General features: G+C 39.7%; 23 protein-coding genes and 6 pseudogenes. 21 read left to right on the forward strand and 8 right to left on the reverse strand.

All coding sequences use genetic code 11. The annotated features are described in order from the left end of the window. Nucleotides 1-14: 14 nt before the first annotated feature. A complete protein-coding gene (locus ACSC9N_RS17280) occupies nucleotides 15-1,349 on the reverse strand; it encodes an ISNCY family transposase (protein ID WP_042084965.1) in 1,335 nt (444 codons plus the stop codon). Nucleotides 1,350-1,629: 280 nt separating this feature from the next. On the opposite strand from ACSC9N_RS17280, the gene ACSC9N_RS17285 reads away from it, so the two are divergent. Then, nucleotides 1,630-1,827 (forward strand): hypothetical protein, encoded by a 198-nt coding sequence (locus ACSC9N_RS17285; RefSeq protein ID WP_004282105.1) that lies wholly within the window; start codon nucleotides 1,630-1,632, stop codon nucleotides 1,825-1,827. Nucleotides 1,828-1,893: 66 nt separating this feature from the next. Here the strand turns inward: ACSC9N_RS17285 and ACSC9N_RS17290 are convergent, their stop codons facing one another. The 5 genes from ACSC9N_RS17290 to ACSC9N_RS17310 all read right to left on the reverse strand — a co-directional run bounded on the left by ACSC9N_RS17290 (nucleotide 1,894) and on the right by ACSC9N_RS17310 (nucleotide 7,025). Further along, entirely contained in the window at nucleotides 1,894-3,771 is a 1,878-nt protein-coding gene (locus ACSC9N_RS17290) for a potassium transporter Kup (protein WP_151726438.1), read from the reverse strand. Between the two features lie 253 nt (nucleotides 3,772-4,024). Continuing rightward, a complete protein-coding gene (locus ACSC9N_RS17295) occupies nucleotides 4,025-4,318 on the reverse strand; it encodes a type II toxin-antitoxin system RelE family toxin (RefSeq protein WP_125280690.1) in 294 nt (97 codons plus the stop codon). After that, complete coding sequence (locus tag ACSC9N_RS17300) at nucleotides 4,308-4,553, reverse strand: type II toxin-antitoxin system RelB/DinJ family antitoxin (protein WP_000246756.1); 246 nt, start codon at nucleotides 4,551-4,553, stop codon at nucleotides 4,308-4,310. Before ACSC9N_RS17300 ends, ACSC9N_RS17295 begins: the two co-directional genes overlap by 11 nt. Before the next feature lie 199 nt (nucleotides 4,554-4,752). Further along, on the reverse strand, nucleotides 4,753-6,102 hold the full coding sequence (gene chrA / locus ACSC9N_RS17305) for a chromate efflux transporter (RefSeq protein ID WP_004644748.1): 1,350 nt from the start codon (nucleotides 6,100-6,102) through the stop codon (nucleotides 4,753-4,755). Then, entirely contained in the window at nucleotides 6,099-7,025 is a 927-nt protein-coding gene (locus ACSC9N_RS17310; RefSeq protein ID WP_026055779.1) for a chromate resistance protein ChrB domain-containing protein, read from the reverse strand. Before ACSC9N_RS17310 ends, chrA begins: the two co-directional genes overlap by 4 nt. Nucleotides 7,026-7,215: 190 nt before the next feature. Here ACSC9N_RS17310 and ACSC9N_RS17315 point away from each other — a divergent pair, with 190 nt between their 5' ends. Then, nucleotides 7,216-7,566, forward strand: a complete 351-nt coding sequence (locus tag ACSC9N_RS17315; protein ID WP_004644745.1) for a DUF3147 family protein — start codon at nucleotides 7,216-7,218, stop codon at nucleotides 7,564-7,566. 225 nt (nucleotides 7,567-7,791) lie between these two features. On the opposite strand, the gene ACSC9N_RS17320 is transcribed toward ACSC9N_RS17315, so the two are convergent. Continuing rightward, nucleotides 7,792-8,358, reverse strand: coding sequence for a recombinase family protein (locus ACSC9N_RS17320; protein WP_000678311.1), 567 nt, complete (start codon nucleotides 8,356-8,358; stop codon nucleotides 7,792-7,794). Nucleotides 8,359-8,427: 69 nt separating this feature from the next. Between ACSC9N_RS17320 and ACSC9N_RS17325 the strand changes: the two genes are divergently transcribed. The 3 genes from ACSC9N_RS17325 to ACSC9N_RS17335 are packed head-to-tail and all read left to right on the forward strand — an operon-like array spanning nucleotide 8,428 to nucleotide 10,295. After that, the gene (locus ACSC9N_RS17325) at nucleotides 8,428-9,132 is read left to right on the forward strand and encodes an IS6-like element IS1006 family transposase (RefSeq protein ID WP_001067784.1); all 705 of its coding nucleotides are present in this window, start codon (nucleotides 8,428-8,430) and stop codon (nucleotides 9,130-9,132) included. Nucleotides 9,133-9,190: 58 nt separating this feature from the next. Further along, on the forward strand, nucleotides 9,191-9,934 hold the full coding sequence (locus tag ACSC9N_RS17330) for a DUF1173 family protein (protein WP_332108386.1): 744 nt from the start codon (nucleotides 9,191-9,193) through the stop codon (nucleotides 9,932-9,934). 10 nt (nucleotides 9,935-9,944) lie between these two features. Then, the gene (locus ACSC9N_RS17335; RefSeq protein ID WP_228740241.1) at nucleotides 9,945-10,295 is read left to right on the forward strand and encodes a hypothetical protein; all 351 of its coding nucleotides are present in this window, start codon (nucleotides 9,945-9,947) and stop codon (nucleotides 10,293-10,295) included. 208 nt (nucleotides 10,296-10,503) lie between these two features. On the opposite strand, the gene ACSC9N_RS17340 is transcribed toward ACSC9N_RS17335, so the two are convergent. After that, the gene (locus ACSC9N_RS17340; RefSeq protein WP_044113053.1) at nucleotides 10,504-10,815 is read right to left on the reverse strand and encodes a hypothetical protein; all 312 of its coding nucleotides are present in this window, start codon (nucleotides 10,813-10,815) and stop codon (nucleotides 10,504-10,506) included. A gap of 191 nt (nucleotides 10,816-11,006) precedes the next feature. On the opposite strand from ACSC9N_RS17340, the pseudogene ACSC9N_RS17345 reads away from it, so the two are divergent. The 16 genes and pseudogenes from ACSC9N_RS17345 to ACSC9N_RS17420 all read left to right on the forward strand — a co-directional run. Beyond that, a pseudogene (locus tag ACSC9N_RS17345) lies at nucleotides 11,007-11,699 on the forward strand (HAD-IC family P-type ATPase); the annotation flags it as partial. A gap of 272 nt (nucleotides 11,700-11,971) precedes the next feature. Next, nucleotides 11,972-12,415 carry a hypothetical protein gene (locus tag ACSC9N_RS17350; RefSeq protein WP_005248669.1) on the forward strand — a complete coding sequence of 148 codons (444 nt, stop codon included), beginning with the start codon at nucleotides 11,972-11,974 and terminating at the stop codon, nucleotides 12,413-12,415. A gap of 47 nt (nucleotides 12,416-12,462) precedes the next feature. Beyond that, entirely contained in the window at nucleotides 12,463-13,662 is a 1,200-nt protein-coding gene (locus ACSC9N_RS17355) for a TolC family protein (protein ID WP_005248670.1), read from the forward strand. 11 nt (nucleotides 13,663-13,673) lie between these two features. Further along, entirely contained in the window at nucleotides 13,674-15,149 is a 1,476-nt protein-coding gene (locus ACSC9N_RS17360; RefSeq protein ID WP_044111958.1) for an efflux RND transporter periplasmic adaptor subunit, read from the forward strand. A 12-nt stretch (nucleotides 15,150-15,161) separates the two neighbouring features. Beyond that, nucleotides 15,162-18,291 (forward strand): annotated as a pseudogene (locus ACSC9N_RS17365) (efflux RND transporter permease subunit). A gap of 11 nt (nucleotides 18,292-18,302) precedes the next feature. Next, a complete protein-coding gene (locus ACSC9N_RS17370; protein ID WP_005403915.1) occupies nucleotides 18,303-18,641 on the forward strand; it encodes a hypothetical protein in 339 nt (112 codons plus the stop codon). A gap of 40 nt (nucleotides 18,642-18,681) precedes the next feature. After that, nucleotides 18,682-19,395: a HupE/UreJ family protein gene (locus ACSC9N_RS17375; RefSeq protein ID WP_005248674.1), complete on the forward strand. Its 714-nt coding sequence runs from the start codon at nucleotides 18,682-18,684 to the stop codon at nucleotides 19,393-19,395. Between the two features lie 11 nt (nucleotides 19,396-19,406). Next, nucleotides 19,407-19,623: pseudogene (locus ACSC9N_RS17380) on the forward strand (transmembrane anchor protein); the annotation flags it as partial. An 83-nt stretch (nucleotides 19,624-19,706) separates the two neighbouring features. Then, nucleotides 19,707-20,045 (forward strand): annotated as a pseudogene (locus tag ACSC9N_RS17385) (transmembrane anchor protein); the annotation flags it as partial. An 83-nt stretch (nucleotides 20,046-20,128) separates the two neighbouring features. After that, a complete protein-coding gene (locus ACSC9N_RS17390) occupies nucleotides 20,129-21,436 on the forward strand; it encodes an MFS transporter (RefSeq protein ID WP_005248677.1) in 1,308 nt (435 codons plus the stop codon). Then, a pseudogene (locus ACSC9N_RS17395) lies at nucleotides 21,433-21,564 on the forward strand (DedA family protein); the annotation flags it as partial. The gene ACSC9N_RS17390 and the pseudogene ACSC9N_RS17395, both read left to right, overlap by 4 nt. Before the next feature lie 107 nt (nucleotides 21,565-21,671). After that, nucleotides 21,672-21,956, forward strand: a pseudogene (locus ACSC9N_RS17400) (transposase); the annotation flags it as partial. A 42-nt stretch (nucleotides 21,957-21,998) separates the two neighbouring features. After that, nucleotides 21,999-22,250 carry a tryptophan synthase subunit alpha gene (locus ACSC9N_RS17405; RefSeq protein ID WP_005401806.1) on the forward strand — a complete coding sequence of 84 codons (252 nt, stop codon included), beginning with the start codon at nucleotides 21,999-22,001 and terminating at the stop codon, nucleotides 22,248-22,250. A 291-nt stretch (nucleotides 22,251-22,541) separates the two neighbouring features. Next, nucleotides 22,542-23,666, forward strand: a complete 1,125-nt coding sequence (locus ACSC9N_RS17410) for an ABC transporter ATP-binding protein (RefSeq protein ID WP_098733170.1) — start codon at nucleotides 22,542-22,544, stop codon at nucleotides 23,664-23,666. 21 nt (nucleotides 23,667-23,687) lie between these two features. Beyond that, entirely contained in the window at nucleotides 23,688-24,704 is a 1,017-nt protein-coding gene (locus tag ACSC9N_RS17415; RefSeq protein ID WP_044111962.1) for an extracellular solute-binding protein, read from the forward strand. 82 nt (nucleotides 24,705-24,786) lie between these two features. Then, on the forward strand, nucleotides 24,787-26,415 hold the full coding sequence (locus ACSC9N_RS17420) for an ABC transporter permease (protein ID WP_044111963.1): 1,629 nt from the start codon (nucleotides 24,787-24,789) through the stop codon (nucleotides 26,413-26,415). The last annotated feature ends 44 nt before the right edge of the window (nucleotides 26,416-26,459 follow it).

The following is a 26,459-nucleotide window of genomic DNA, read 5'->3' on the forward strand; positions in this document are numbered from 1 at the left end:
AAAATGTCCTGTTTTTAACCACAAGAGTCAAGCACAGGATTTAACTTTCTTTGTTCAATAACAGCTTTCTGAGCTTTACGACTCGGCATACTTTTCTTGAGACGGGAACGTTTATTCTGTTTCTCCAACTCTTCATGTTGTTGCTGGATATGCGCCAGAACTGAGCCTAATCTTTTATTCTCAACCACTTCATTCTGCTGTAGTCCAGCCAGTTTATTGAAGACGCTATAGTTGATCTTCCGTCCTTCATGCATGAGGGCCACAGTGCCATCCGGGTACTCCAGAAATGAAATGTATTGCCCAACAAGCTTATGATTCAGCTCTGTCGGTTCAAGCAAATAAATACACTTGTCATAGGTGATGGTTAGGTTCTTCGTGACCTTACGCGGTTCCTGCCAAGTGAATATATCCTCCAGCTCAGCATCAGATTCCGTTAAAGATCGATGTAAATTCTTCGAGTTTCTCGCACACTTGGCAAACTTCTGATTGAAGTGCTCAATGAAGCAGGGTAGCCATGCATTGGCTTCGGCAATTGAACTGATGCCTTCCAGACGCATCTCCTTGATCAAACGGTCTTGAAGGGTTCTATTCGCGCGTTCTACGCGACCTTTAGCCTGTGGTGAGTTGGCAAAGATAATATCAATATTTAACTCGTTCAGAATCCGCCCAAATTGCGTGATCTGGCTGTCTTTCCTGGATTTCTGATTAACTCTGAATACCGAATGTTTGTCGCTATAAAAGGCCAGAGGTTTGCCGTATTGTTCAATGTAGGCTCGGGTTGAAAGCATATAGTCGAAGGTGGTTTCCGCCTCACAGAAGCGTAGATGCAACAGCTTTCCAGTGGCATCATCGATATACACCAATAAACAGCACTTAGCAGCGCGTCCTTCGAACCAGTCATGATATGAGCCATCAATCTGGATCAGCTCACCGAAGCAATCCCGGTTATAACGTGGCTGATATGGACGTTTAAGGCGCTTGGATCGCGGAATCCAGAGGTCATTGGCCATCATCCAGCGCCGAACCGTTTCTACCGGGATATTCAGGTCAAATATGCTGCTGAGCTTCTCATGCGCCAAGGTAGGTCCAAAGCCCAGCAGATGTTCAGAAATAATGGAAAGACATTTTGATTTTAATAACTCATCATGGCGATGATGGCCAGGTTGACCACGACTGGCATGTGCCAGACCTGAAACACCGTCTTGATTGAGTTTCTGCAATAACCGGGTAATTTGACGAGTGGAAAGATTCAGGATTTCAGCAGCACGGACCTGGGTAATACGATGATCTCGAACGTCTTGCAGAACTGCAAGACGTTGAATTTCCTTGTCAGACATAGTGATCAACATCTCTAATTTATATCCAGTCCATGATGGTAAAAACCATCATAAACTAGACATTTTTATTGGTGAGAATATAGACACTTTAAATGGTTTCTAACAAAGGCATTTCGTATAACGCCCATTATGTTAAATGGAACCTTCTTTAGTTGAATATTCATACTTTCAATGGAGCAAAACTTGCAGAATCTTGTCTAATTTGTAATCCTTGCAGCCAAGGGTGTCTAGCTGAGCTAAGGCAGGTATTTGTTGTAGTCGGGCCGCTATAATATTGATAAAGAGCGCCTGTATGTTTAATTTCAAGATTTTTAATAAAGTCTCTACGGAAGTGTTGACGATAAAAAATGACCTTCAGCTTAATTCTGAAATTCAACTTATAACAAAATATAAGACCTCTACTTCTGAAGATTATAAAAAAGCAATTATTTTGATCTTTAAAGAACGTGGTTATTCAGCTTTAGAGATTGGTCAACTATTGGAAAATTAAAGTAAAAGATTTATTCTGATCAGATAGGCACCCTTATTTAAAGGTGCCTATTCATTTTAGAAATTCTTAAATTTCAATCTGACTACCTAGCTCTACCACCCGGTTAGAAGGGATTTTATAAAAATCACTGACAGGGCTGGTATTTTTTTGCATTGCGACAAATAACTTTTCACGCCATGTAGACATCTTGCTGGACAGACTTGGAATTAATCTTTCTCTAGAAACAAAGAAGCTGATATTCATTAAGTCATACTCAAGATCCAGTACTGAAAAAGCTTGTTTCAATGAATGAGGCACATTAGGCTCTTCTTTAAATCCATAATGGATCGTTATTCTGAAAAAACCATTCTCTAGTACTTCAGTAACGATTCGCTTAGCTTCATCAACATACGGGATTTCAGAAGTCTTGATTGTCACCAAAAAATTACGTTCATGCAGAACTTTATTATGCTTTAGATTATGTAAAAGCGCATGGGGTACGACTTGAGGCGTTCCAGTTAAAAATACGGCATTTCCACTCACTTTCTGACCTGTCTGTTCAAGGTGCTCAAGAAACACATTCAGTGGAAGCGTGTCCTTCTGCAGTTTGTCCTGAAGAATCTCTCTGCCTTTTTTCCAGGTCATCATGAGGGTAAAAACAATAACCGCAATAACGACTGGTACCCAGCCTCCAATCAGGACTTTTAATAGGTTTGAACTCAGCAAAACCAGATCAATAAAGGCGAATGGAATAATGAACAGTAAGACTTTCCATGTTTTCCATTTCCAGTAACTATAAGCCAGAAAAGCTACTAACAGTGTGTCACAGAACATGGTCACAGTGACGGCCAGACCATAAGCACCTGCCAACTTGCTGCTACTTTCAAATATTAAGATCAAGATGGTGATAGAGATAAACAGGAGCCAGTTCAGTAATGGAATATAAATTTGTCCAATTTCCGAAGCGGAGGTATGTAAAACTGTAAGCCTAGGTAGATATCCCAACTGTATTGCCTGTTTAGCCATAGAGAATACCCCACTGATTAAAGCCTGTGAGGCAATCACTGCAGCTGCAGTAGCCAGAATAATCATAGGATATAGAAGGGCTGAAGGCAGAAGCAGGTAAAAAGGATTGGTGATAGCCGAAGGATCTCTTAACAGTAATGCTCCTTGTCCAGCATAATTCAGCATCAGACATGGCAGTACAATTAAAAACCAGCCTAACTTGATCGGTAAAATACCAAAATGTCCCATATCCGCATATAAGGCTTCACCACCTGTTACTGTTAAAACCACAGCTCCCATCACAAAAAATGAAATAAGAGGATTGTTAATAACGAATAAAAAAGCCCAGTGTGGGCTGAATAATGCAAGAACAAATGGACTTTGAATAATACTCATAATGCCAATGGCACCAATAGATAGGAACCATAACAGCGTAATAGGACCAAAAAACTTCCCCATCATTGCAGTCCCATGTTTTTGAACGGCAAAGAGAGCTATAAGAATTCCAATACTGATTGGAATAATGAAGCGATCAAATGACGGGGCAGCAACAGAAAGTCCCTCAACTGCAGATAAAACAGAAATAGCAGGGGTGATGATACCGTCACCGAAGAATAAGGATGCTCCAATGAAACCTAAGATAATGATTGCCAGTCTTTTTCCACGGGACAATCCTTTTTGCCTAAGGTTTAAGGCGAGTAATGCCATGATACCCCCTTCACCATTGTTATCAGCTCTCATGATCACCAAAACATATTTAAGCGAAACAATTAAGGTAATGGTCCAAAAGATTAAAGAGAGAATTCCCAAGATATTAAGTTCATTAATAGGTAGCCCGCGTGTCGCATGAAAGCTTTCTTTTAATGCATATAATGGACTCGTTCCTATATCGCCGAATACTACTCCTAGTGCAGCCAGTGTTAATGCTGGTACTGCCGACTTACTCACATTATTTTGCATATATTTGATTTACAAAATTGGGGAGCCTCGAATTTTATCATCTGGCTTCTCATGAAATTGCCTTGTACATAAAAACCCATACTTTCTTAGAGTGTTATAGTTTTTCTAGCTAAGCCTGCACTATATAGGTGCTATTTCACTTATAAGTAATCCAAAAATATATGATTCTCTAATAGATAATTTTAAGTTTTTTCTAAAATTAACATAATACACCTTATACGAAGGCAAAAATGGGAGCTATAAGCTCCCATTTTTAGTCTTTAATTCGCTTTTTCGCTTCGTCATAAACTATGCTATCAGCTCGTTTTCCGACGGTAATGAGCAGGATAACTACCTGATCATCTTTAACTTGATAGACAAGTCGGACACCAGCTTTTAATAATTTGATTTTATAGCAACCTGCAAGATCGCCTCTAAGCATATTCTTTGGAATATGTGGCTGCTCTATGACTTTGGCTAGTTTCTTTTTAAATTGATCTCGTATAGCAACAGGGAGTTTTTCCCATTCTGCTATAAAGTCCTTGTGACGTAAAAGCTTATAAGTCATCTAATGTGACTTCCTCAAACATCTCTTTAGGATCATTAATGCGCTTACGGACAAGAGCTAATAATTCTTCATCTTCTTCCGAAAGCAAAGCTTTTTTGACAGGCAGTTTCCCAGTCGTAGCAACATACTCAAGAATACTAGTGAAGAAATCCGTAGGTGCAATACCTTGCTCTTTAAGGATTGAATAAGATTTTTCTTTAAGGGCTTCATCGACCCTGAAGTTAACAGTAGCCATCATATTTCCCAAGTATTTAATGTACTAGGAATAGTGTAATGCAAATTGCATTACAAGTCTTCAATTTCGCATAACAGCCATTATGTTAAATGGGGAGTGATTTAGTGGAATATTCTTTAATTTTTTATATGAAAGAAGATACCTTGAATCGTGTCAAAAGAAGCATAGATTTTTTATCCATACCTCTAGTGTTCATTCTTTATAGTAAAATTTTAATCGTTAAACCCACTAAAGCAGAACCGATGATGACTCTGAGCACACTTTGATTAAATTTAAATAATGCGACTACAGCTAAAATTGCAATAATGGCAGAGATATAATCAAAATTCCCTTCAAAACCCTGTGGCCAAAGCACGTGGTAACATAAAAAGAGTGCCAAATTTAAAATTACGCCCACCACGGCAGCGGTAATGGCGGTTAAAGGGGCAGTAAATTTAATTTGATTGTGTGTGGACTCTATAACAGGTGCTCCGGCTAAGATAAAGAAAAATGAGAAAATAAAAGTAAACCACGTGACGATGATTGCACCTAATGCACCTGCAATAAATTGATGTTCAGCACCCAACAGCGAATGGTTATAAGCTGCTAAGAAGCCGACAAAAGCCACCACCATGATCAATGGGCCGGGAGTACTTTCACCTAGGGCTAAACCATCGATCATTTGAGTTGGGGTGAGCCAGTGATAAAAACCGACAGCGCCTTGATAAACGTAAGGCAGAACAGCATAAGCACCACCAAATGTCAGAAGTGCAGCTTTAGTAAAGAACCAAGCCAGTTGAGTATAAGAATGACTCCATCCCAAAACTGCTGTTAAAGAGATGAGTGGAATTGCCCATAAAAGTGCTGAAATTACAGTTATTTTGATCAGATGAGACCATTTAAAAACAGCATGTTCAGGTGTAGGGGTATCATCATCAATAATTGCACGTCCATAGGATTTTTGACTGGACTGATGTGCATTTAGCTTAAATAAATCAGGATACTTTTTACCGACCAAATAACCCGATATCGCTGCACATAAAACGATTAAAGGGAAAGGAATATTAAAAATAAATATTGCAAGAAAAGCGATAACTGCAATCGCCCATAGAAATTTATTCTTTAATGAACGACTGCCAATACGATACGTGGCATGAAATACAATTGCGGCAACTGCGGGCTTAATGCCATAAAACAAACCGGCAATGATCGGGACGTCGCCATATTTCACATAGACCCAAGACAGCCCAATGAGGATAAAAAGAGAAGGTAGAACAAATAAAACCCCTGCAACGATGCCACCTTTGGTTTTATGCATTAACCAGCCAATATAAGTTGCAAGTTGTTGAGCTTCGGGGCCGGGTAAGAGCATGCAATAATTCAATGCGTGCATAAAACGCTGTTCTGAAATCCATTTTTTTTCTTCAACTAACTCTTGGTGCATAACAGCGATTTGCCCGGCAGGGCCACCAAAGCTAATGAATCCCAGTTTTAACCAAAATTTGAATGCTTGCCAAAAGCTGATAGATTCAATTTCTGTTTCATCTATTAAAGATGGCTTATTATTCATGTTAAATTCCTTTGAAAGTCTGCATATAAGCCATCAAAAATATGGTTTGAAAGATGGAGTAATTGATCATCATCTGTGATCGTGCTTCTTAAGCCTTGCAAGATTTTTTCAATGCCTAAGGCTTCGGCAGGCTCATTTCCCCCAACATCTAAAAAATGAACAATTTCAGCGATTTTATTTAAAGCAGGGTTTTGTAATTCAAAGCTATGCATTAACACTTCAAAAGTGACTAGATGATTGATATGGGTAAATTGGGCATCATCAAAATCAAAACCTAAGGTATCTTTGGGGCAATCATTGGGATGCTCTAACCAAATAAATTTTGCCTGAGGGTCTACAAATTTCTGAATGATCCATGCCGATGCCAAACGGTCAACCCAAGGACGCTTTCTGGTTGCCCAGATTTTATTTTGAAAATCTTGCTTGCATAGGACTTTTAATTGCTGTTCAAAATTATTGGGTTCATCGTATTCACCTAACCGGGCAATAACTTGTTCTAATCGGGTGAGTTCATTCAGTGTTTTGCTTTGATGAGTATTTGGGAAAAAATCTATTTCTATCAGTGAATTGAGGTTTTTTCTTAATTTTCGAATCTGTTTGAGATGTTCTTTTTTCTTATTTTCCTCAAGCGTATTTTGTATTTGTGAAATTTCAGTTCTCAGTTCTTCATATTCTCCAGTTCTGTCGAAAAGTTGAGCAAGGTCTAAATGTGCAGGAGGTTCAGTCTGAAAGATATAGGCATGCCCATGTTCATTAAGATGATCATGAACAACAGACTCGAATTTTTCAGAATGTGCTTCGGGTAAGAGGTAAACACCATCTCTTAAAGTTGCTGCACCATTTGACTTTAATGAACGCCAAATTCGCATTCTTGCGGTTGTGCTTTGACTGGGAAGTGATGAGATCAGTAATGATATTTTCATGTTATAAAATCAACAAATTTTGTTTATCTTATAACAATTTTAAAGGATTAAAAATAGTTTTCCTTTAATAAGAATATATGTAAAAGTCATAAAAGATTTTTCTATCCTTTAATAGTAAATTCAACAGATGCTTATAACTTAGCAGTTTGTAAAATAGAACTTTATAAATCTATTCATCTAGGAAATGCACATGGTCTGGCTTATTGCTAAGTACGCTCTAACTGCTGGAATGGTCATACTTATTTCAGAAGTTGCTAAACGTAGTGACCGTCTAGGCGGATTGATTGCAGCCTTGCCTATCGTAACGATACTTGTGCTGATATGGATGAAACTTGAGAATCAAGACCCGCAGAAAATTTCAAATCATGCTTGGTATACCTTTTGGTATGTAGTACCGACATTACCTATGTTTTTAGCATTCCCAATACTTTATCAGCGTTATGGATTTTGGCTATCTCTAGCCATTTGCTACGTAATGACCATTCTTCTTTTTCTTGCATGGGCAGCTATATTGCACCATTTCGGTATTGATTTGCTATAAATGAACTAGGGGCATGAATGTTAGTTTTTCTAAAATTAACATAATACACCTTATACGAAACACTTTATATTTATCATTAAATTTCAGTATATTAGATTAAGCCGCTCTAGGAAGTAAGGCACCAGAGCGGCTTTTTATTGATTATTCATGTTCCACGCTTAAAATTCGAACAGTGTTTCATGTTTTTTATAAGTTAAACTAAATTTAGTTGCTAATCCCAATAAGCTATTCACTAACTTGTAAATATCGGTATACCGCCTGACGACTAATCCCAAAAGCTTTCCCTAATGCCATTTTCGATGGATACTTCCCCTCCTTCCATGCTTGTCGTAAAGCTTCAGCTTGGTCAGGCTTTAGTTTATGCACCCGACCTTTGTACTTCCCCTGAGCAGAGGCGAGTTTTATTCCTTCCTTTTGCCGCTCTAAAATGATCTCACGTTCGAACTGTGCAAAAGCACCCATCATTTGAAGCATCAAATTATCCATCGGGGTGGATTCGGCTGTAAAAGTAATATTTTCTTTTACAAACTGGATGGCGATCCCTCGTTTGACCAGTTTATCTACTTCAGTGACCAAATCTTTTAGGCTTCGCGCAAAACGATCCATTGAATGTACAATCACCCTGTCCCCTTCCCGGACATAGTTCAACATTTCCTGAAATTTAGGTCGGTCAGTATTTTTACCTGAAGCACGGTCAACAAAAATCCGGTCGACCTCAATTCCTTCAAGTTGACGTCCAGTGTTTTGCTCGACAGAACTTACCCGGACATACCCTACTTTTTGGCCTTTCACTTTTTCAGGCACTGTTGCAAATAACCACGAATGGTAAGCTGAAGACTGTTTTAGCTAAAGGTGCAGCATATGAATCCTTTCCATGGTCGGCATTTTCAGGGCGAAATCATTCTTTGGGCTGTGCGCTGGTATTGTAAATATGGCATTAGCTATCGTGAACTGCAGGAAATGCTGGCCGAACGGGGTGTGAATGTTGATCACACGACTATTTACCGTTGGGTTCAACGTTATGCTCCTGAAATAGAAAAACGTTTACGCTGGTATTGGCGTAATCCTACAGATCTGAGCTCGTGGCATATTGATGAAACCTATGTAAAAGTGAATGGACGATGGTCTTATCTGTATCGTGCAGTCGATCAACGTGGCGATACCATTGATTTTTATCTTTCTTCTAGACGTAATACCAAATCAGCATATTGTTTTCTTGGAAAAATTTTAAATAATGTGAAGAAGTGGCAAATTCCACAAGTGATCAACACGGATAAAGCACCCACATATGGACGTGCTTTATCACGGTTAAAACGGGAAGGTAAATGTCCACCAGACCTTGAGCACAGGCAGATTAAGTATAAAAATAACGTGATTGAATGTGATCATGGCAAGCTAAAGCGGATCATCAGGGCCACATTAGGATTCAAATCTATGAAGACGGCTTATGCCACAATTAAAGGTATTGAAGTCATGCGTGCACTACGTAAAGGACAAGCATCGTCATTTTATTATGGTCAGCCTCAGGGTGAAGTGTGTCTAATCAACAGGGTTTTCGGTCTCTAAGTACTTTTTAAAGGGAACATCATCGACTCAAATCTCTATTTGCAACAGTGCCTTAAAAATAGCCTTGAACGATAAAAAGAATAAAAAAGATGATTTAAGCGGATTGGTTTATATCCCTGAATATTACGACCAAACTAAACATAATGAGATTGAAGCTCGCAGAAAATCAGAGTTAGCAGACCTGAAAGTTAAAGGGAATAAACGCCCATTAAAAATATTTATTGGTGTGATTAAGTCTATTGATGATGCACGTTTTGATGGGGGTAGAATCATTCTAAAACATGCCCCTACATTGCATTTATTTATGGATGCAAAAATGTATAGCCAAGTTAATAAACGCTTTGAAGCAGAGCTGGAGCAAGCCCATTATCAAGATGATGTAAGCCTATTGGCGATTGGAACTTTTGGATTTGCAGACAGTGGCATTGCAAAGATTGAAGAAATAGCTCTAGTGCCTTTAAATCAAACTTGGCTACCATTTGAGAGTTTAGGTGAAAAAGAACTATTAGACACGCTCACAATGCAAAATAGATCATTTATTAAATGCCTGCGATATAACCTAAGTCCGAAAAGTCCAATTGCAAACGTATTGCTTACAGATACCAACCCACCAACGGCATTTTACTTGATCAATGATCAGACTGAAGATTCTTATATTGCTGAAGCAAAGGAATTGATTGCATCAAGTGAGTTCACTTCAATTCTGGTCAATGTAGATCGGGACGTTGTGGACATACCACCACCTGAAAATAAGCCATTGTTAGGCTATAACAATTACACTGACACCGCAGTTAATAATTAAGGATTCATACATGGATTACCAAGAACAGGAACAATTTAAAATTTTTACAGGCTTTGTCGCTTTTCTAATAGCTGTTTTTTGCTTTCTAGTATGGAAAGGTTCAAGTGCAGTGGGCTTAGACTTTGCAACTGGCATGAGGTCTAGTGTTGGTTTAATTGCTTTGGTAGTGGCGGTGTACTTCGCTATCAAATGGGATATACCTAAAGCTATACTTTTCCCTGCTGTAGCAGTTTTATTGGTTGTGTGCCTGTTCCCTGCATTGAATTACTACGCACTTGAAGCATCGGAAAAGTCATTTAATCATACGACTAATTTTTTAGGTCAACCAGTACAAGAATTTTCGGCAACTGTGCGAGAGTAGTAAAGTATCATACTGATTTACTTTCAAGTCTTTGATTTTATATATCCACATAGAAGCCGATAAGACAATAAAGATTCATACTAGAGCTATCAAATTTAAATCTATGAAAAATTTACAAGCAATAAAGTTTCATACTAAATTGAATATTTTATTAATATTCTTTTTATGTTGAGCTAACCCAACTTCTGGAACTTACATTCTCATACATTTAGTCTGAATATTCAGGTGTATATCGCGTCCTAATAATACTTCCATCCTTTAAGAATAAAAGAAGCGCACCTCCTTCTAAATAGCATGGATGAAATAGGCTACTAAATGCTTGATTAACAAGATTTCTTTTAATTGTTAATTCTTCTTGCTTAAATCCATCACTCAATAAATGTTCAGAAAAATCTTTTTTAGTATATTCACGTCCTACTTCATGCGAATGAATAAACGATGCGAATGAATCTCTGAAACGCTGTAAATCAATTTTTTCAATCTGTGCCTTAGAAAGTTCATATTTAGGATATTTACGCATTTAATTAATCCTTATTTTTATAGAGACGCTTTTTATTTTAGGACAGTATTGCTGTTTTGCAATGTTCTACAGAAGAATAAAGCATAGTTAAAATGGGCTTAGGGAATTATAGCTGTGTCTGATCAATATAGGATGAAACTATATTAATCAGTACGATACTTTAATACTTAGTATGAAACTTTATTGCTCTCGTACAAAAACTAGGTTTGAATCCTAATGTTTTTTCTCAATTTTCGGATCGTTTGGGAGAAGAAGGAAAAACCCCTCTCTATGTTGCGATTGACCAGAAACTTGCTGCCATTATTGCTGTAGCAGATCCAATTAAAGAATCAACATTTGCTGCAATTGAAGCGTTACATCAGTTAGGTTTAAAGGTTGCCATGATTACAGGTGATAACCGTCATACAGCTCAAGCGATTGCAAAAAAACTAGGTATTGATGAGGTTATTGCTGAAGTCTTACCTGAAGGTAAAATAGAGGCCGTTAAAAAATTAAAAAATCAATATGGTAAACTCGCATATGTTGGAGATGGCATTAATGATGCCCCTGCACTTGCAGAAGCAGATATTGGCTTAGCGATAGGTACAGGTACAGACGTAGCTATTGAAGCTGCTGATGTGGTTTTGATGTCTGGCAACCTGAAAGGAGTGCCGAATGCTATCGCTTTAAGCAAAGCGACTATAAGCAATATTCGTGAAAATTTATTTTGGGCATTTGTTTACAATGCAGCTCTGATTCCTATTGCAGCTGGTGTACTTTATCCGCAATTTGGACTGCTACTTTCTCCTGTATTTGCTGCTGGTGCAATGGCTCTCTCGTCAATATTTGTACTAGGAAATGCTTTACGATTAAAACGTTTTAAAGCCCCCCTTGCAATTATTTAACCATTTTTTATATACATTTAAAGTCTTGTTGGCTTCACTTTATATATTTGGAAATGAGATCCTTATTACAGGCATAACAACAGTAGTGGGTATTGAATAAGATAATTCCAAAATAAGGTTGTTGAGGAAATCAAACATTAGAGTACTTATCTTTGGTAGCTTACTCATACCTTTTTCTAAAAATAATACAAATAGTTTTTATCTTAGATAACAATTTACTTTTGAAGTTCTATTCAGTATGCTTTCTGCGAATCTCGAGATGATTTTTTCGTATGCCACATAATAAGTTCTCAAAACTTATTCTTGCGTTTGTCCTGTTTTTGTTTGCGATAACAACAACGGGAGCTTACACATGGGCGCCAGTTATAGCTAAAAATCTTGACCATCATCATGATGTGACTATCTCAGTTGAAACAGACAGTTCCAGCCAATGGTCTCTTATTCATCATGCTGAAGAGCAAGTCTTAGAAGATACTAAAAATCACAACTGGACCAGTTATGATGAAGCACCTTTTCATCATTCTACTAAGCCTATTCAAGCTGATGATCAAATTACAATTGATCCAGTTTTTCTCTTAAGTTTTTCCCTCCCGCTCATTCTGCTTTTCCTGAGTCTTTTTGAACGACCCGTTCGATCCTATGCACTTAGGAAAAGGATAGAATATCTTTGTAATTCCTATATATTTACAAAAGGTTTAATTGTTCTAAGAAATTGATTTTTCTGTACAAAAAATAATTTCCATTTTTTTGTATAGGTAAAGTCATGTCTAAAAAATATCAGATATTTCTTGCCTGTGGTTTAGTAGCAGCAACGACTCGATTATTTGCAGCATCTGATTACGTTCAGCTACAACAACAGGTAATTTCAAACGATTCAATTTTGAAGAGTTTGCAACAGTCTCAACACGCATATGCCATAAATCAGAAATATGCCGGTAGACTTAATAATCCTACGTTTAATCTTGAATTAGACAATTTAGGTAATTCAGACCTTAAAGATCTTGATGGGCCAACGACTATGATTGGTTTGTCCCAGGATATTCCTCTCAATAATAAACGCGCTTTGCGTAGGCAGTTGGCAGGGTTTCAAGGGAATAATAACCAATTTGAGGCATTGAAGCGTCAGGCTGAATTAAAAGCCGATTTCCGTGTTTGTATGTCAAATTGGTATGCGGCTTCAAAACGGGTAGAAATTTATTCTACCGAAAGCAAGATGAACGCGAGACAAGCCCATGTTCTGAATGAAAAATTGAAGTTTGGCAGAGTAATTCCATCTGATGTTCAATTGAGTTCAGCTTTATCGTCTGAATCAAAACTACGTTATCAGAACGAAGTGAAGAAAGTTCAATTTCAAAAAAATCTGTGTTCCAAATTCATATCTGTATTACCTGATCAAGCAATAGAAGTTCCTTTAAGCATTAACTTTGCGGATAAACTGAGCTTATCTGAACAAGAAGCCTTGCTTAAAACTCAACTGGCTAAAACCCAGTATGAATTAGCTAAAAAAGAAGCCGTGCCAGATATTACACTGGGTTTAGGGGTAAGGAACTATCAGGAGACCAATGATCAAGTTTTCTTAGTTTCTACATCTATTCCCCTATCTGTTTTTAATCGAAATAAGGGGAGCATTGCACTTGCACAAGCGGAGCAAGTACATGCAGAAACTCGTTCTATTCTCGTAAACCGTAACTCCAAAATTGAATTAGAAAATAAGTCTATTGAAGTATCGAACCTGATTGATTCGATCAAAAATTATGATCAGTCCATACTTCCTGCCACCAAAGAAAGTTTGAGAATTGCTGAAATGGGGTATCAGGCAGGAAAAATTTCTTTACTTGAATTCAATACTATTAAGCAAATTTGGTTGGATAAACATCTCGCTCGATTCGATTTGTGGTTGGCTTTGCAAAATCAAATTGCAGAGGTTGAACGAAATTATGTGACCAATTTAGATCAAGAATAAGGCCTGAAAATATGAATAAACCAACCAATACTTTAATTACTACAGGTGTTATCGCTTTATTAGTCGTTTTATGTGCAATCGCTTGGTACAAAACGGGTAATAAAGCCGAAACTTCAAGTCATAATGAGGTGACTGAAGAAAAAGTTGCTGTAGCAGGAGATGAAAAAGGCCCGCATGGGGGCCGTTTATATCGCGATGGTGATTTTGCTGCTGAAGTCAAAATCTTCGAGGAAGGGGTAGAGCCTCATTTACGGGTGTATGGCTACTTTAAAGATAAGCCATTAAAACCAGAAGAGATTAGTGCCAATATTTTTATCCAGCGTCTTGATGCAGAACAAACCATATCATTTAAGCCTGAAAGCGATTATCTGATTGGGAATGAAATTGTCTATGAGCCACATTCATTCTTGATGGTGATCAATGTTGATTATCAAGGTAAAAAACATACTTGGAAATGGGATACCAAAGAGGGACGAGTCACTATGCTTGATAGCAGTATCAAGAGCAGTGGTTTGGAACTTTTAAAAGTTGAACCCATGATGTTTGAAAATGCACTCGAACTCAAAGGTGAACTTAAATTTCCTGATAATTTTGAAGGCTTTATTACACCTAAAACGAGTGGAACATTAATAAAAACGTACCGTTCAATTGGCGATAAAGTGAATCAGGGGGATCTGTTAGCGACTGTGCAAAGTCAGGAGTTAATCCGTCTTAATGCGGAACGTACGCTTGCATTGGATACCTTACAATTTGCCCGTAAAAAGATGGAACAGGAACGAGTTTTATTTCAAAAGAAAGTTTCACCTGAAATTGACTACATCAATGCCAAACGTGAATTTGAAAATGCTCAGACTAGGGCCAATGAGCTGAATAGCTTAATCCGTTCCTATGGGGGGGCAGGTAATGGAACAATTGAAGTCAGAGCCGCAATGTCAGGTACGATTCTACAAGTGCTTGGTGCTGTTGGTTCTAATGTAACGCCATCATCTCCATTGTTCAAAATTGCCAATACATCTCAACTTATTGCTGTGGTTAATGTGCCTGCGGATCAACTGGATGCCATTAATCCAAATAATAAAGTAACTGTTAAGCCTCAAACTCAAACAGGCACAGAAGAAGCATTGGGGCGCATCAAATATATCAGTGACGTGATTGATCCAAAAACACGAACTGCGCAAGTTTTTATTGAAATTCCCAACCAGTTCAGATGGCGTTCAGGACAGTTAATCACTGCACAAATCTTTGAAAACCAGAGCATGAAACCGATGGTTGTCCGTGAAGATGCTTTGCAAAACTTCCGTGATTGGGATGTGGTGTTTATTCGTGTCGGGAATGACTTTGAAGCACGTCCTCTAGAGTTAGGCGATAAATTTAATGGTTTTGTTGAAGTTAAATCTGGTCTAAAAGCAGGGCAGATTTATGCAGCAGGTAATTCTTATTTATTAAAAGCAGAGCTGGGTAAATCTGGCGCTACTCATGATCATTAAGGAGTAGCGTTTATGTTTGACCAAATTGTAAAGCTCTCGATAAAGAATCGTTGGCTGGTACTGATCATTTTCCTATTCATAGGGGCATTTGGCGTTTACAACTATTTTAAACTGCCAATTGATGCTGTACCCGATATTACCAACGTACAAGTTCAAATTAACAGTGAGGCCCAGGGCTTATCTCCAACCGAGATGGAATCCCAGGTCACCTACCCCATTGAAACGGCTTTGGCTGGTATTCCTAATCTGGACTATACCCGATCAGTATCCAGATACGGCTTATCTCAAGTGACTGCGATTTTTAAGGAAGGCACGGACATTTACTTTGCCCGTCAGCTAGTGAATGAAAAGTTGCAAGGGGTTACACCAAGTCTTCCAGGAGGTATATCGACTTCTATGGGTCCTGTTTCTACAGGACTTGGCGAAATCTTCATGTACACGGTGGAAAATGCAAAAAACAACCCGACTCCACTTTCACCGACTGAATTGCGAACACTTCAGGATTGGGTGATCAAGCCTCAGCTTCGAAATGTCGAAGGTGTGAATGAAATCAATACGATTGGTGGCTATTTAAAACAATTTGTTGTACAGCCCGACTATGCGTATTTACGAAGTATTGGTCTAGATCAAAAGACTATTTTGGATGCTATTTCTAAAAATAGCATGAATAAAGGTTCAGGCTATATTGAGAAGAATGGTGAGCAGTACTTGATACGTTCTGATTCTCAAATCAGTTCGATTGAACAAATTCAGAATATTCCGATCACCACAAGCAGCGGTTACATTCTGCGTTTGAAAGATGTGGCAAAAATATCGATTGGTCACGAGTTACGTACAGGTGCAGCAACTAAAGATGGGCAAGAAATTGTCTTAGGTACTGCATTTATGCTGATTGGTGAAAACTCGCGAAATGTTGCTCATGCGGTAGATCAAAAGTTACAAAAAGTCCAAGAGTCATTGCCAGAAGGTGTTGAGGCAAAAGCAGTTTATAACCGTACAACCTTGGTTGATGCGACGATAGACACGGTGAAGAAAAACCTTCTAGAAGGTGCAATCCTCGTTATTGTCGTTCTTTTCTTATTTCTTGGACATTTCCGTGCAGCGCTCATCACTGCGATGGTGATTCCTTTATCAATGCTCATGACCATTACAGGCATGGTGAATCAACGAATCAGTGCAAACTTAATGAGTTTAGGTGCGCTAGATTTCGGGATCATTGTCGATGGTGCTGTGGTCATTGTTGAAGCTTCACTTGCAAAATTAGCGATGAAGCAGAAAGAATTAGGACGAATACTCACCCGTCAAGAACGATTCACGACGGTTTTTGAAGCGACTAAGGAATCACGAAAAGCCATTCTCTATGGTCAGTTGATCATCATCTTGGTGTATCTGCCTGTCATGACGCTTACTGGTGTTGAAGGCAAGATGTTTACACCGATGGCAGCTACAGTTGTTATGGCTCTCGTGGCTGCAATGGTTCTTTCGATTACTTTTGTTCCTGCAATGGTGGCTTTGGTCACGACAGGCGAAATTAAGGAAGAGGAATCGAAGATTGTTCATTTCATTAAGAAAGTTTATAGCCCAATTTTAGATTGGTCTTTGAGTCATCGTTATAAGCTGATCGCGTTCGTAGCAATTTTCTTTGTATTCAGTGCGAGTCTTTCAACTCGTTTAGGTTCCGAATTTATTCCCTCATTAGATGAAGGTGATGTGGCATTACATGCACTTCGAATTCCTGGAACTTCTTTAACTCAAGCTGTTGAAATGCAGTATGCGCTTGAAAAAGAAATCGTCAAAATTCCTGAAGTGAAAACCATGTTTGCCAAAGTGGGGACAGCTGAAATTGCGACTGACCCAGTTCCACCAAACGTCGCTGATAATTTTGTGATATTGAAACCACGTAGCGAATGGCCGAATCCTGACAAGGAAAAATCAGCTGTCGTTGCCGATATTGAACGTGTGGCAAAAGGCGTTTATGGCAACAACTATGAGTTCACTCAGCCGATTCAAATGCGTTTTAACGAACTGATTTCAGGTGTCCGTACAGATGTTGCAGTGAAGATTTATGGTGATGATTTAGATCAGTTGCTTGAATCTGCAAATGCTGCAGCGAAAATTTTAGAAGGTGTGAATGGAACAGCCGACTTAAAAGTTGAACAGATGAGTGGGCTTCCAATGGTCTCTGTTGAACTTAAAAAAGACATGATCGCCAACTACGGTCTTGATGCTGAAGATGTACAAAAGCAAGTATCCAGTCTGATTACGGGGCAAACAGCAGGTAAGGTTTTTGAGGGAGATCGTAAGTTCGATATTGTTGTGCGGATGGATCAAAACTCAGTAACTGACCTGGAAAAACTGTATCAAATTCCTGTCAGTTTGCCTGATGGTTCAAGTGTATTGTTGTCCGAATTGATTGAATTGAAGAATATTCAAGGACCCAACCAAATTTCTCGTGAAAATGGTAAACGTCGTATTGTGATCACGGCAAACGTGCGTGGTACTGATATCGGTAGTTACATTGCTGATGCACAATCAAAATTAAACTCCTGATTTCCAAATGCCAGAAGGTTACTGGCTCACTTGGGGCGGTACTTTTGAACAAATGGAGTCAGCCTCTAATCGACTTATGATTGTTGTACCCATCGCTTTGATTTTGATATTTGCAATGATTTATATGGCCTTAGGCAATATCAGAAATAGTGTGCTGGTCTTTACTGGTGTGCCTTTTGCATTAACGGGTGGCGTCATTGCTTTAGCCCTCCGTGATATTCCTTTCTCTATCTCGGCTGCTGTTGGTTTTATTGCTTTATCGGGTGTTGCAGTACTCAATGGTTTGGTACTCGTATCGGCCATTCAGAGATTGCGTGATCAGGGTGAAGGGCTGATTGATGCAGTAAAACATGGTGCATTAGAACGTTTGCGGCCAGTGCTGATTACTGCACTGGTTGCCTCTTTGGGCTTTATCCCTATGGCTTTAAACGTGGGGATTGGTTCAGAAGTACAGCGTCCAATTGCAACCGTTGTTATAGGGGGAATTATTTCCTCAACGCTACTTACCTTGATTATTCTGCCCACCCTGTATGTTTGGTTTAACCAAGCTCTTCAGAAAAAATCTGACGATTTCGCTGAGCAGAAAGGGTAGAGAAGTTCAATATGATGGCAATAGTGCAAGATTCAAAAATGAGATATGTGATGATGTGGCTGGTTTGCATCATCAGTCTTGCACTATGTCTGCATTTTAACGAGCATGCGACTGAAAACCGCTTTCAAGAGCATGCCTATGTAGATGTGATTCATACTCATCATCATGAGGTAAATCAGCAACATTCACATCATCATCAAGATACCTATTACGAACATTTTTCTAATGTTGCATCTCTCAAAGAAATAGCACTCATCTTGCTTCTGTTAGGTGCGCAAATATTTGACCGTACGAAGAAATACGCTCTATTGCTTGCAAGTCGTATTTTTAAACCTCCAAAAAAATCATGAGTTTTTTGAACCATTTTTTAATTTTTGGAGTTTGATTTAGATGCAAATTATTGATTCACATTATGTGAAGCTCAAAACCTATTTAAAGCTGTTGATTGCTTTAGGTATGGTCTTGATAAGTCCTGCACTTTTTGCTCATGGAGTTGCAGAGGGTGACAAAGGCTATATACAGGAAATCTACGGTGTTCATGTGATCCCCTTTATTTATCTGGGCGCCAAACACATGGTTACAGGTTATGACCATTTATTATTTCTGGTCGGTATTATTTTCTTCTTATACCGTATGAAAGATATTGGTTTGTATGTCAGCCTGTTCGCCATCGGTCATTCAGTTACCATGCTGATAGGGGTGTATTACAACATTTCGATGAATGCATACATTATTGATGCAATCATTGGTTTTTCTATTGTTTATAAAGCTTTAGATAATTTAGGTGCTTATCAGCGCTGGTTTGGATTCCAGCCCAATACAAAAATTGCCACGCTGATTTTTGGTTTGATTCACGGCTTTGGTTTAGCTGTAAAAATTCAGGAATATGAAGTGCCAGATGATGGCCTGCTTGCGAATCTGATCTCATTCAACATCGGGGTCGAATTAGGGCAACTCATGGCATTAGCCATCATTTTACTGCTTATGACGATGTGGAGAAAAACTCCTTATTTCTTCAGAACAGCATATCAAAGCAATGTCTTCTTGATGTTCCTTGGTTTTCTACTTGTTGGCTACCAACTCACTGGCTTCATTACTCAATAAGGATCTAAATTATGTTTAACGCTGAAATTCCAAAAGATGTTGAATTACCCTCTTCAAAAAAACTGATCAAATCAACTGTTATTGCGGCGGTGAGCGCCATTGTTGTTCTTGTGACTTGGGTAATGCCAGCCGAATACGCTATTGACCCTACTGGTGTCGGTAAAGTTTTGGGTTTAACCAAAATGGGTGAAATTAAGCAATCTTTAGCGGCTGAATCAGTGAATGGTATGGGAGAGAGCTCTCAGATCCCTTCAGTAACTACTGCTAATAGTTCGGTTGCTCAGGCTGCTGTACCAGATGAGAGCTCAAATACAATGCCCGCTATTAAGAAAGAATCGATCTCTATCGAATTAAAACCTAACCAGGCAACCGAAGTTAAGTTGGCTATGCCCAAAGATGCAAGTGTAACCTTTGATTGGAAATCATCAGGTGGTGGTCTGAACTATGACACGCATGGTGATCCTGTAAATGCACCAAAAGATTTCTATCATGGATACGGTAAAGGTAAAAATGAAACTGAGCAATCTGGCACATTGACCGCTGCATTTGACGGAAAGCATGGCTGGTTTTGGCGAAACAGAACAGAAAATCCAGTGACTGTAACTTTGAATATTGAAGGTCATTTCAGTGAAATGAAAAAGGTCTTTTAATTTGTAAAATTCCAGATGAGGGCTAAGCCTCATCTGGAACCTGTATGGCATAAAAGTTAGGTTCTAAATAAGGAGTCCCTAAAATGCTAGAAGTATTAAAAAACACAACATATCGGCATTTGTTCTTAGCCCAAGTCATCGCTTTGATTGGTACTGGACTCATTACTATTGCTCTAGCTTTACAGGCTTATGACATCGCAAAAGAGCAAGCAGCCCAAGTCCTGGGTATTGCCTTGGCGATTAAAATGATTGCTTATATTAGTGTCGCACCCATTGCCTCCGCATTTGCAGAAAGATTACCGAGAAAAAAAGTTTTGGTAGGGTTGGATGTCATTCGAGCCTTAACCGCATTGTGTCTGCCTTTCGTGACTCAAATCTGGCAAATCTATATTTTGATCTTTATTCTTCAGTCTGCCTCAGCTGCTTTTACCCCCACATTTCAAGCCATGATTCCTGATGTATTGCCCATAGAAGAAGAGTATACAAACGCGCTGTCTCTATCACGATTGGCCTACGACCTAGAAAATATTATAAGTCCAATGCTGGCAGGCTTGTTACTCACTGTGATGAGTTATCACAACTTGTTTTTGGGAACTGTGGTTGGATTTATTGGTTCGGCACTATTTGTAGTCAGTGCAAAATTACCAAATGCGAAAATGCCGGAGTTTATCGGGGTATATAACCGAATCAAACAAGGCGCAAAAATATATTTCAGAACACCCCGCCTAAAAGCCTTACTCGCTTTAAATCTGGCTATTGCTTCAGCCAGTGCGGTTGTCATTGTCAATACGGTTTTTTTAGTTCAAACGACATTTGAATTAACTGAACAGGCGACTACTTGGGCATTTGGTTTATTTGGATTAGGCTCAATGCTTGCTGCATTTGCATTACCAAAAATATTAGATAAATTGAATGATAGAACTGTCATGCTTTCAGGCACTGTGGTTCTCGTCGTTGGATTGTTTAGCGGTTACTTTATTTCTGCCTATACTGGGCTATTAGCCCTCTGGTTTATATTAGGTATTGGTTATTCAGTTTCTCAAACACCAACCGGACGTCTTATTAGAAAGTCTGCATCAAGTGAAAATCGAACAGCGCTATTTGCAGCTCAATTTGCATTTTCACATGCCTGCTGGCTAATCACTTATCCATTAGTGGGCTGGTTAAGTACAAGCTTTGGAACGCTTATAACTTTTTTGCCTATGGCATTCATCGCCTTGGTATCAATAGTCGTCGCGTTTGTTATCTGGCCAAAAAACGATAATTTAGTTTTAGAACATACTCATCTTGATTTACCAGAAGATCACGAGCATTTATTGCAGCACAACTATAAAGGTAAGCATGAACATGAATTTATGATTGATAGCTATCACCAGCACTGGCCTAAATAGTGGCTTATATTTTTTTATTCTTAAGTGCATTTGGGGCAGCAACATTACTGCCTCTTCAATCAGAATCTGTATTGGCAGGAATGCTAATATTGGGAGAATATTCACCGGTTTTACTTATAGGTGTGGCGTAAGCGTCCGCTGAACACACCTTATGAATTCGTCCTATAAGCCTTAATTTGAGATGAATTAAAAGCATTAGTTAATCTATTATCAGAAAGAATTTGAGACCTCTTTTACATCTGGTCTAAAAGCAATCTATCAGACAAGCACAGAGGACAATGCATTAAAGTCCCTAGATATCTTGTGTGATCAATGGAATCAACAATATCCAAAAATTGGCGAATCTTGACAGGAAAATTGGGAAAATATACGAACGATCTTTAGCAATCCAGCTGAAATAGGTCATGTAATTTATACGAGGAATGCGATTGAATCGTTGAATAGCGTAATCCGCCATTCAGCTAAAAAGAGAAAGATCTTCTCTTCTAATAATTCAGTGAAAAAGGTCATTTACTTAGCTGTACTAGCTCAAACCTGATCTGACAGTTACCCATTTTTTATTGTGCCCTATCTCAGAGCACTCAGTGCTGGACAAACCGTACATCAGACAGTTGAGCTAGTGAAAGCAGTCCGTCTACAGGATGACACAACTCCGATTGTTTTCATGACCTATTTAAATCCGATCATGCAATATGGTTTCGAGAAACTGGTTGTGCATACCGAAAATCTGATTGATGGGATCCTGATTCTGGATGCACCCTATGAATATCGGGAACAATTTAAACTGCGATTAACTGAAAAAACATGCATTTAATCGCAATGACCGCACCAACTACCCTTGTTGAGAGGGTGAAATAAATCTCGGCAAGCGCGACAGAATTTTTATATCATGTTGCGGAAAATGGCCTCACCGGAGGCAATTTGAATCTACCCAATCTTGAAAAAAAGATCGCTGATAGGTGATCTGAACAGTCTTGATCAGTTTTCACCTGCGGCTAAAGATCAAAATGATCTAGAATTTTTATAAGCCAACTGATAAAAAGACTCTACATGAGAAAGATTATTAGTTATTATTTGTTAAAGAAAATAGCACGATGAGTTCAATATGAATGCCTATGCAGAACATTCAGCCAATGTCTTAACAATTTATAACTTAAGCAAGAAATTCGGCCCACGTTTTGCTGTCAATCAAGCGACATGGTCTGCAACAAGCGGACAAATCATTTGCTTACTCGGACATTCCGGTTGTGGTAAAACAACCATGCTACGTTTGATTGCAGGTATGGAAACCCCAACGAGTGGCTCGATTCAGCTTGAACACAACGTTTTATGGAATGAAGAACAACATATCCCTGCAGAAGCCCGCAATATTGGTCTGGTTTTTCAGGACTATGCACTTTTTCCGCACCTGAGTGTGCTGGAAAATGTGATGTTTGGACTTAAAAAGTTCCCTAAAAAGCAGCGACAGGAAATTGCTGAACAAGCCTTAAAACATGTATCCATGCATCATCACATGCACAGTTATCCATACACCTTATCGGGTGGTGAACAACAGCGTGTTGCTCTGGCGCGTGCGTTGGCACCTAAACCTCACGTGTTACTGATGGATGAACCTTTTTCTAATCTGGACCACCGCCTACGTGATCAGATCCGCCAAAGTACCATTGATCTTTTAATACAGACAGCGACTACGACGGTGATTGTCACGCATGATCCGGAAGAGGCTTTGCAGATTGCGGACCAGATTATCCTGATGCATCAAGGGCAAATTATTCAGATCGGGACACCTAAGCAACTCTATTTGCAGCCGTCTACTCTGTTTGCGGCACGTTATTTTTCTGCTTTGAATGAAATACCGGCCCAGCGTCTGGATCAGCAAATTAAAACAATTTTTGGTCAGGTCACAGTACCTAAAAATTTGGCAGATACTAAAGAATCGATTTCCTGCTGTTTCCGTCCACATCAAGTACAGGTGAGCCGAGAACCCGTCACAGATGCAGTCACAGCGAAAGTCCTTTCATCCAGCTTTATGGGGCATGCCTATCAGTTACGTCTGCAGCTTGCCTCTGATTCAACCATCATATTGGTGCAAGTTGACCATCAGCAGCATTTTTCTGCCAATCAACAGGTCTATGTGTCAGTCGATTTAGCAGCATGTTTTTTCTTTGCATCCAGTGACGACACAAGCATTGCCATCACATCTCAGCTTGAACAAGCCGTTCAGGTTTAAACTCTGTTAAGGAAATAAGAAATGAAACCACTCTCGAAAGTTTATCTTCTTTTAACTGGTCTGGTTGCCTTCAGTGGTAGTTGGGTACATGCAGCCGAAGTCAACCTATACACCACGCGCGAACCTGTTTTAATGCAGCCTTTGTTAAAAGAGTTTAGCCAAAAAACCGGCGTGAAAGTCAATACGGTTTTTATCAAGGACGGGTTACTGGAACGGGTTAAAGCTGAAGGCCGACGCTCCCCTGCAGATGTGATGCTCACTGTCGATTTTGGCAATCTGGTGGATCTGGTTGAAAGTGGTTTGACGCAGCGCGTAGACTCCAAAATCTTGAACAAGTCCATTCCGGGTAATTTACGTGCCGCAAATGGCCACTGGTATGCCTTATCGATGCGTGCACGTGCCGTGTATGTGTCCAAAGACCGTGTTCCTCTCAGCGCGATCAGCTATGAAGATTTGGCTAACCCAAAATGGAAAGGTAAGATCTGTATTCGTTCCGGCAGCCATCCTTACAACACCGGTTTAATTGCGGCCTATATTGCCCATCATGGCGAGAAAGAAGCTGAAACATGGTTACGCGGTGTCAAAGCCAATCTGGCACGTCCTGCAAGCGGTGGTGATCGTGATGTCGCCCGCGATATTCTCGGCAAGATTTGTGACATTGGGGTAGCAAATACCTATTATGTCGGCACCATGCGCACAGGCGATGCTGAGCAACAACGTTGGGGCAATGCCATTAATGTAGTCTTACCACGCTTTAAAAATGGCGGAACACACGTCAATGTTTCAGGTGCAGTCGTCTCGAAATATGCACCTAACCGTAAAGAAGCGGTACAACTGCTTGAGTTTTTAGCCTCAGACCATGCTCAGGCGATCTATGCGAAAAGCGACTTTGAATATCCAGTGAAACCTGGAGTTAAAATTGATCCGATTATTGCAAGCTTTGGCAAACTCAAGGTGGATTCTATTCGTTTAAGTGACATTGCCCGACACCGTAAAACCGCCAATCTGTTAGTTGACAAAGTACAGTTTAACCACTAAGTCTCGTTCGACTTACAGGGAGCAATTTACGCTTCCTGTAAGATCGACTTTGTTTCCACCTCTTATCACAGCTAAATCTTCAATGCCCAACAAGAAATTTGCATTTCGTCCGTTATTTTCGCTCAGTGGACTATTGACGCTGCTCGCCTGCTTACCCGTCCTGGCTTTAGTCTGGACAGCCCTGCAAGGTAATAGTGAGATTTGGCAACATCTGATCCGCTATGTTATTCCGCCAACACTGGTCGAAACATCCGTACTTTTACTAGGTGTTGGTGTATTGACTATCCTGATTGGCACAGGCAGTGCCTGGATTGTCACAGCCTATCAGTTTCGTGGTCGAGCATTTCTGGACTGGGCACTGCTCTTACCTCTGGCCGTCCCCACTTACATTATTGCCTATAGCTATATCGACATTCTGCATCCCATTGGTCCGGTTCAAAGCCTGTTCCGAGAGGGGCTGGGATTAGACATGCAACAGTTCTGGTTCCCCAATATCCGTTCGGTATGGGGAGGAATCTTTTTATTAAGTTTTGTCCTGTATCCTTATGTCTATTTAAGCACCCGTGCCATGTTTCTCATGCAGTCAGCCAGTCTGATTGAAGTTGCACGCAGCTTGGGACTAAAGCCGAATCAGGTCTTTTTACGAGTTGCAATGCCACTCGCACGACCAGCAATTGCCGTGGGCACCAGCCTGGTGTTAATGGAAACCATTAATGACATCGGTGCAACCGAGTTTCTGGGTATTAGAACACTTACGTTATCCATTTATTCAACCTGGATCAACCAGTCTGATCTGGCCAGTGCCGCGCAGATTGCCATTTTTATGCTGATGATCATTACCTTTTTAGTGATCGTAGAAAGGTTGGGACGACGCAAACAGCGTTATATGAACTCTGCTCAACGCAGTCGCCTGATGCCCGCTCAGCCCGTTACAGGAAGCAGAGCGCTCACCTTATTCGTGCTTGGGTTGATTCCCGTTACGATCGGCTTTTTGATCCCATTTAGCCATTTGCTGGTAGAGTCTTATAAACGTATTCAATATGCGGGTTTTTCTGAATATTTATTACAAGCTTCGATCAATACCCTTACCTTGGCCAGCATCGCGACGTTTATTACTATTCTGGTAGGTTTCTTCATTGTCAGCGCTGCACGATTTAGTCGAACTACATGGTTTAGCCGAATTTCAAGTTTAGGTTATGCCATTCCGGGGACGGTACTTGCCATTGGCCTGATGCTGTCGTTAGGTGCTCTCGATCATGCCGTGGCGGATTTTTTTGAATTCCAGCTTGGCATTTCTACCGGGCTACTCTTTTTGGGGACCAGTTTTACCTTGATCTACGTCTATGCGGTGCGTTTTCTAGCGATTTCAATTGGTAGCATAGAATCCGGATATAATCGGATCCATGCGGTTCTTGATGATGCTGCATGTAATTTAGGACAGAACAAACGGGATATTTTATGGCGCGTTCATTTCCCTCTTTTACGCCCCGCGATCATCTCGGCTGCATTATTGATCTTTGTAGACTGTATGAAAGAATTACCTGCCACACTCTTATTGAGGCCACTGAATATGGAAACGCTGGCCACACAGCTCTATGCGGAAGCCTCAAGAGGCACCTATGAAGATGGCGCAATCGCAGCTTTACTGATCGTATTGGTAGGCTTGATACCGGTGATTTTACTTGCTCGTATGAGTAAAAATAGCCGATAAGAAAATATTATAATGAAATTAAAGCATCTGTAAGTATAAGAAGA

It is taken from the genome of Acinetobacter sp. PC34 (assembly GCF_051789135.1).
Taxonomy (GTDB): Bacteria; Pseudomonadota; Gammaproteobacteria; order Pseudomonadales; family Moraxellaceae; genus Acinetobacter; species Acinetobacter johnsonii.

What these genes read in the sequence shown, in the direction of transcription:
- ACSC9N_RS17325 (WP_001067784.1), top strand. Translation starts at nt 8,428, where the DNA reads ATGAATCCTTTCCATGGTCGGCATTTTCAGGGCGAAATCATTCTTTGG.
- ACSC9N_RS17355 (WP_005248670.1), top strand. Translation starts at nt 12,463, where the DNA reads ATGTCTAAAAAATATCAGATATTTCTTGCCTGTGGTTTAGTAGCAGCA.
- ACSC9N_RS17315 (WP_004644745.1), top strand. Translation starts at nt 7,216, where the DNA reads ATGGTCTGGCTTATTGCTAAGTACGCTCTAACTGCTGGAATGGTCATA.
- ACSC9N_RS17280 (WP_042084965.1), bottom strand. Translation starts at nt 1,349, where the DNA reads ATGTTGATCACTATGTCTGACAAGGAAATTCAACGTCTTGCAGTTCTG.
- ACSC9N_RS17295 (WP_125280690.1), bottom strand. Translation starts at nt 4,318, where the DNA reads ATGACTTATAAGCTTTTACGTCACAAGGACTTTATAGCAGAATGGGAA.
- ACSC9N_RS17285 (WP_004282105.1), top strand. Translation starts at nt 1,630, where the DNA reads ATGTTTAATTTCAAGATTTTTAATAAAGTCTCTACGGAAGTGTTGACG.
- ACSC9N_RS17360 (WP_044111958.1), top strand. Translation starts at nt 13,674, where the DNA reads ATGAATAAACCAACCAATACTTTAATTACTACAGGTGTTATCGCTTTA.
- ACSC9N_RS17420 (WP_044111963.1), top strand. Translation starts at nt 24,787, where the DNA reads ATGCCCAACAAGAAATTTGCATTTCGTCCGTTATTTTCGCTCAGTGGA.
- ACSC9N_RS17290 (WP_151726438.1), bottom strand. Translation starts at nt 3,771, where the DNA reads ATGCAAAATAATGTGAGTAAGTCGGCAGTACCAGCATTAACACTGGCT.
- ACSC9N_RS17410 (WP_098733170.1), top strand. Translation starts at nt 22,542, where the DNA reads ATGAATGCCTATGCAGAACATTCAGCCAATGTCTTAACAATTTATAAC.
- ACSC9N_RS17390 (WP_005248677.1), top strand. Translation starts at nt 20,129, where the DNA reads ATGCTAGAAGTATTAAAAAACACAACATATCGGCATTTGTTCTTAGCC.
- ACSC9N_RS17300 (WP_000246756.1), bottom strand. Translation starts at nt 4,553, where the DNA reads ATGGCTACTGTTAACTTCAGGGTCGATGAAGCCCTTAAAGAAAAATCT.
- ACSC9N_RS17415 (WP_044111962.1), top strand. Translation starts at nt 23,688, where the DNA reads ATGAAACCACTCTCGAAAGTTTATCTTCTTTTAACTGGTCTGGTTGCC.
- ACSC9N_RS17350 (WP_005248669.1), top strand. Translation starts at nt 11,972, where the DNA reads ATGCCACATAATAAGTTCTCAAAACTTATTCTTGCGTTTGTCCTGTTT.
- chrA (WP_004644748.1), bottom strand. Translation starts at nt 6,102, where the DNA reads ATGAATAATAAGCCATCTTTAATAGATGAAACAGAAATTGAATCTATC.
- ACSC9N_RS17340 (WP_044113053.1), bottom strand. Translation starts at nt 10,815, where the DNA reads ATGCGTAAATATCCTAAATATGAACTTTCTAAGGCACAGATTGAAAAA.
- ACSC9N_RS17310 (WP_026055779.1), bottom strand. Translation starts at nt 7,025, where the DNA reads ATGAAAATATCATTACTGATCTCATCACTTCCCAGTCAAAGCACAACC.
- ACSC9N_RS17375 (WP_005248674.1), top strand. Translation starts at nt 18,682, where the DNA reads ATGCAAATTATTGATTCACATTATGTGAAGCTCAAAACCTATTTAAAG.
- ACSC9N_RS17370 (WP_005403915.1), top strand. Translation starts at nt 18,303, where the DNA reads ATGATGGCAATAGTGCAAGATTCAAAAATGAGATATGTGATGATGTGG.
- ACSC9N_RS17335 (WP_228740241.1), top strand. Translation starts at nt 9,945, where the DNA reads ATGGATTACCAAGAACAGGAACAATTTAAAATTTTTACAGGCTTTGTC.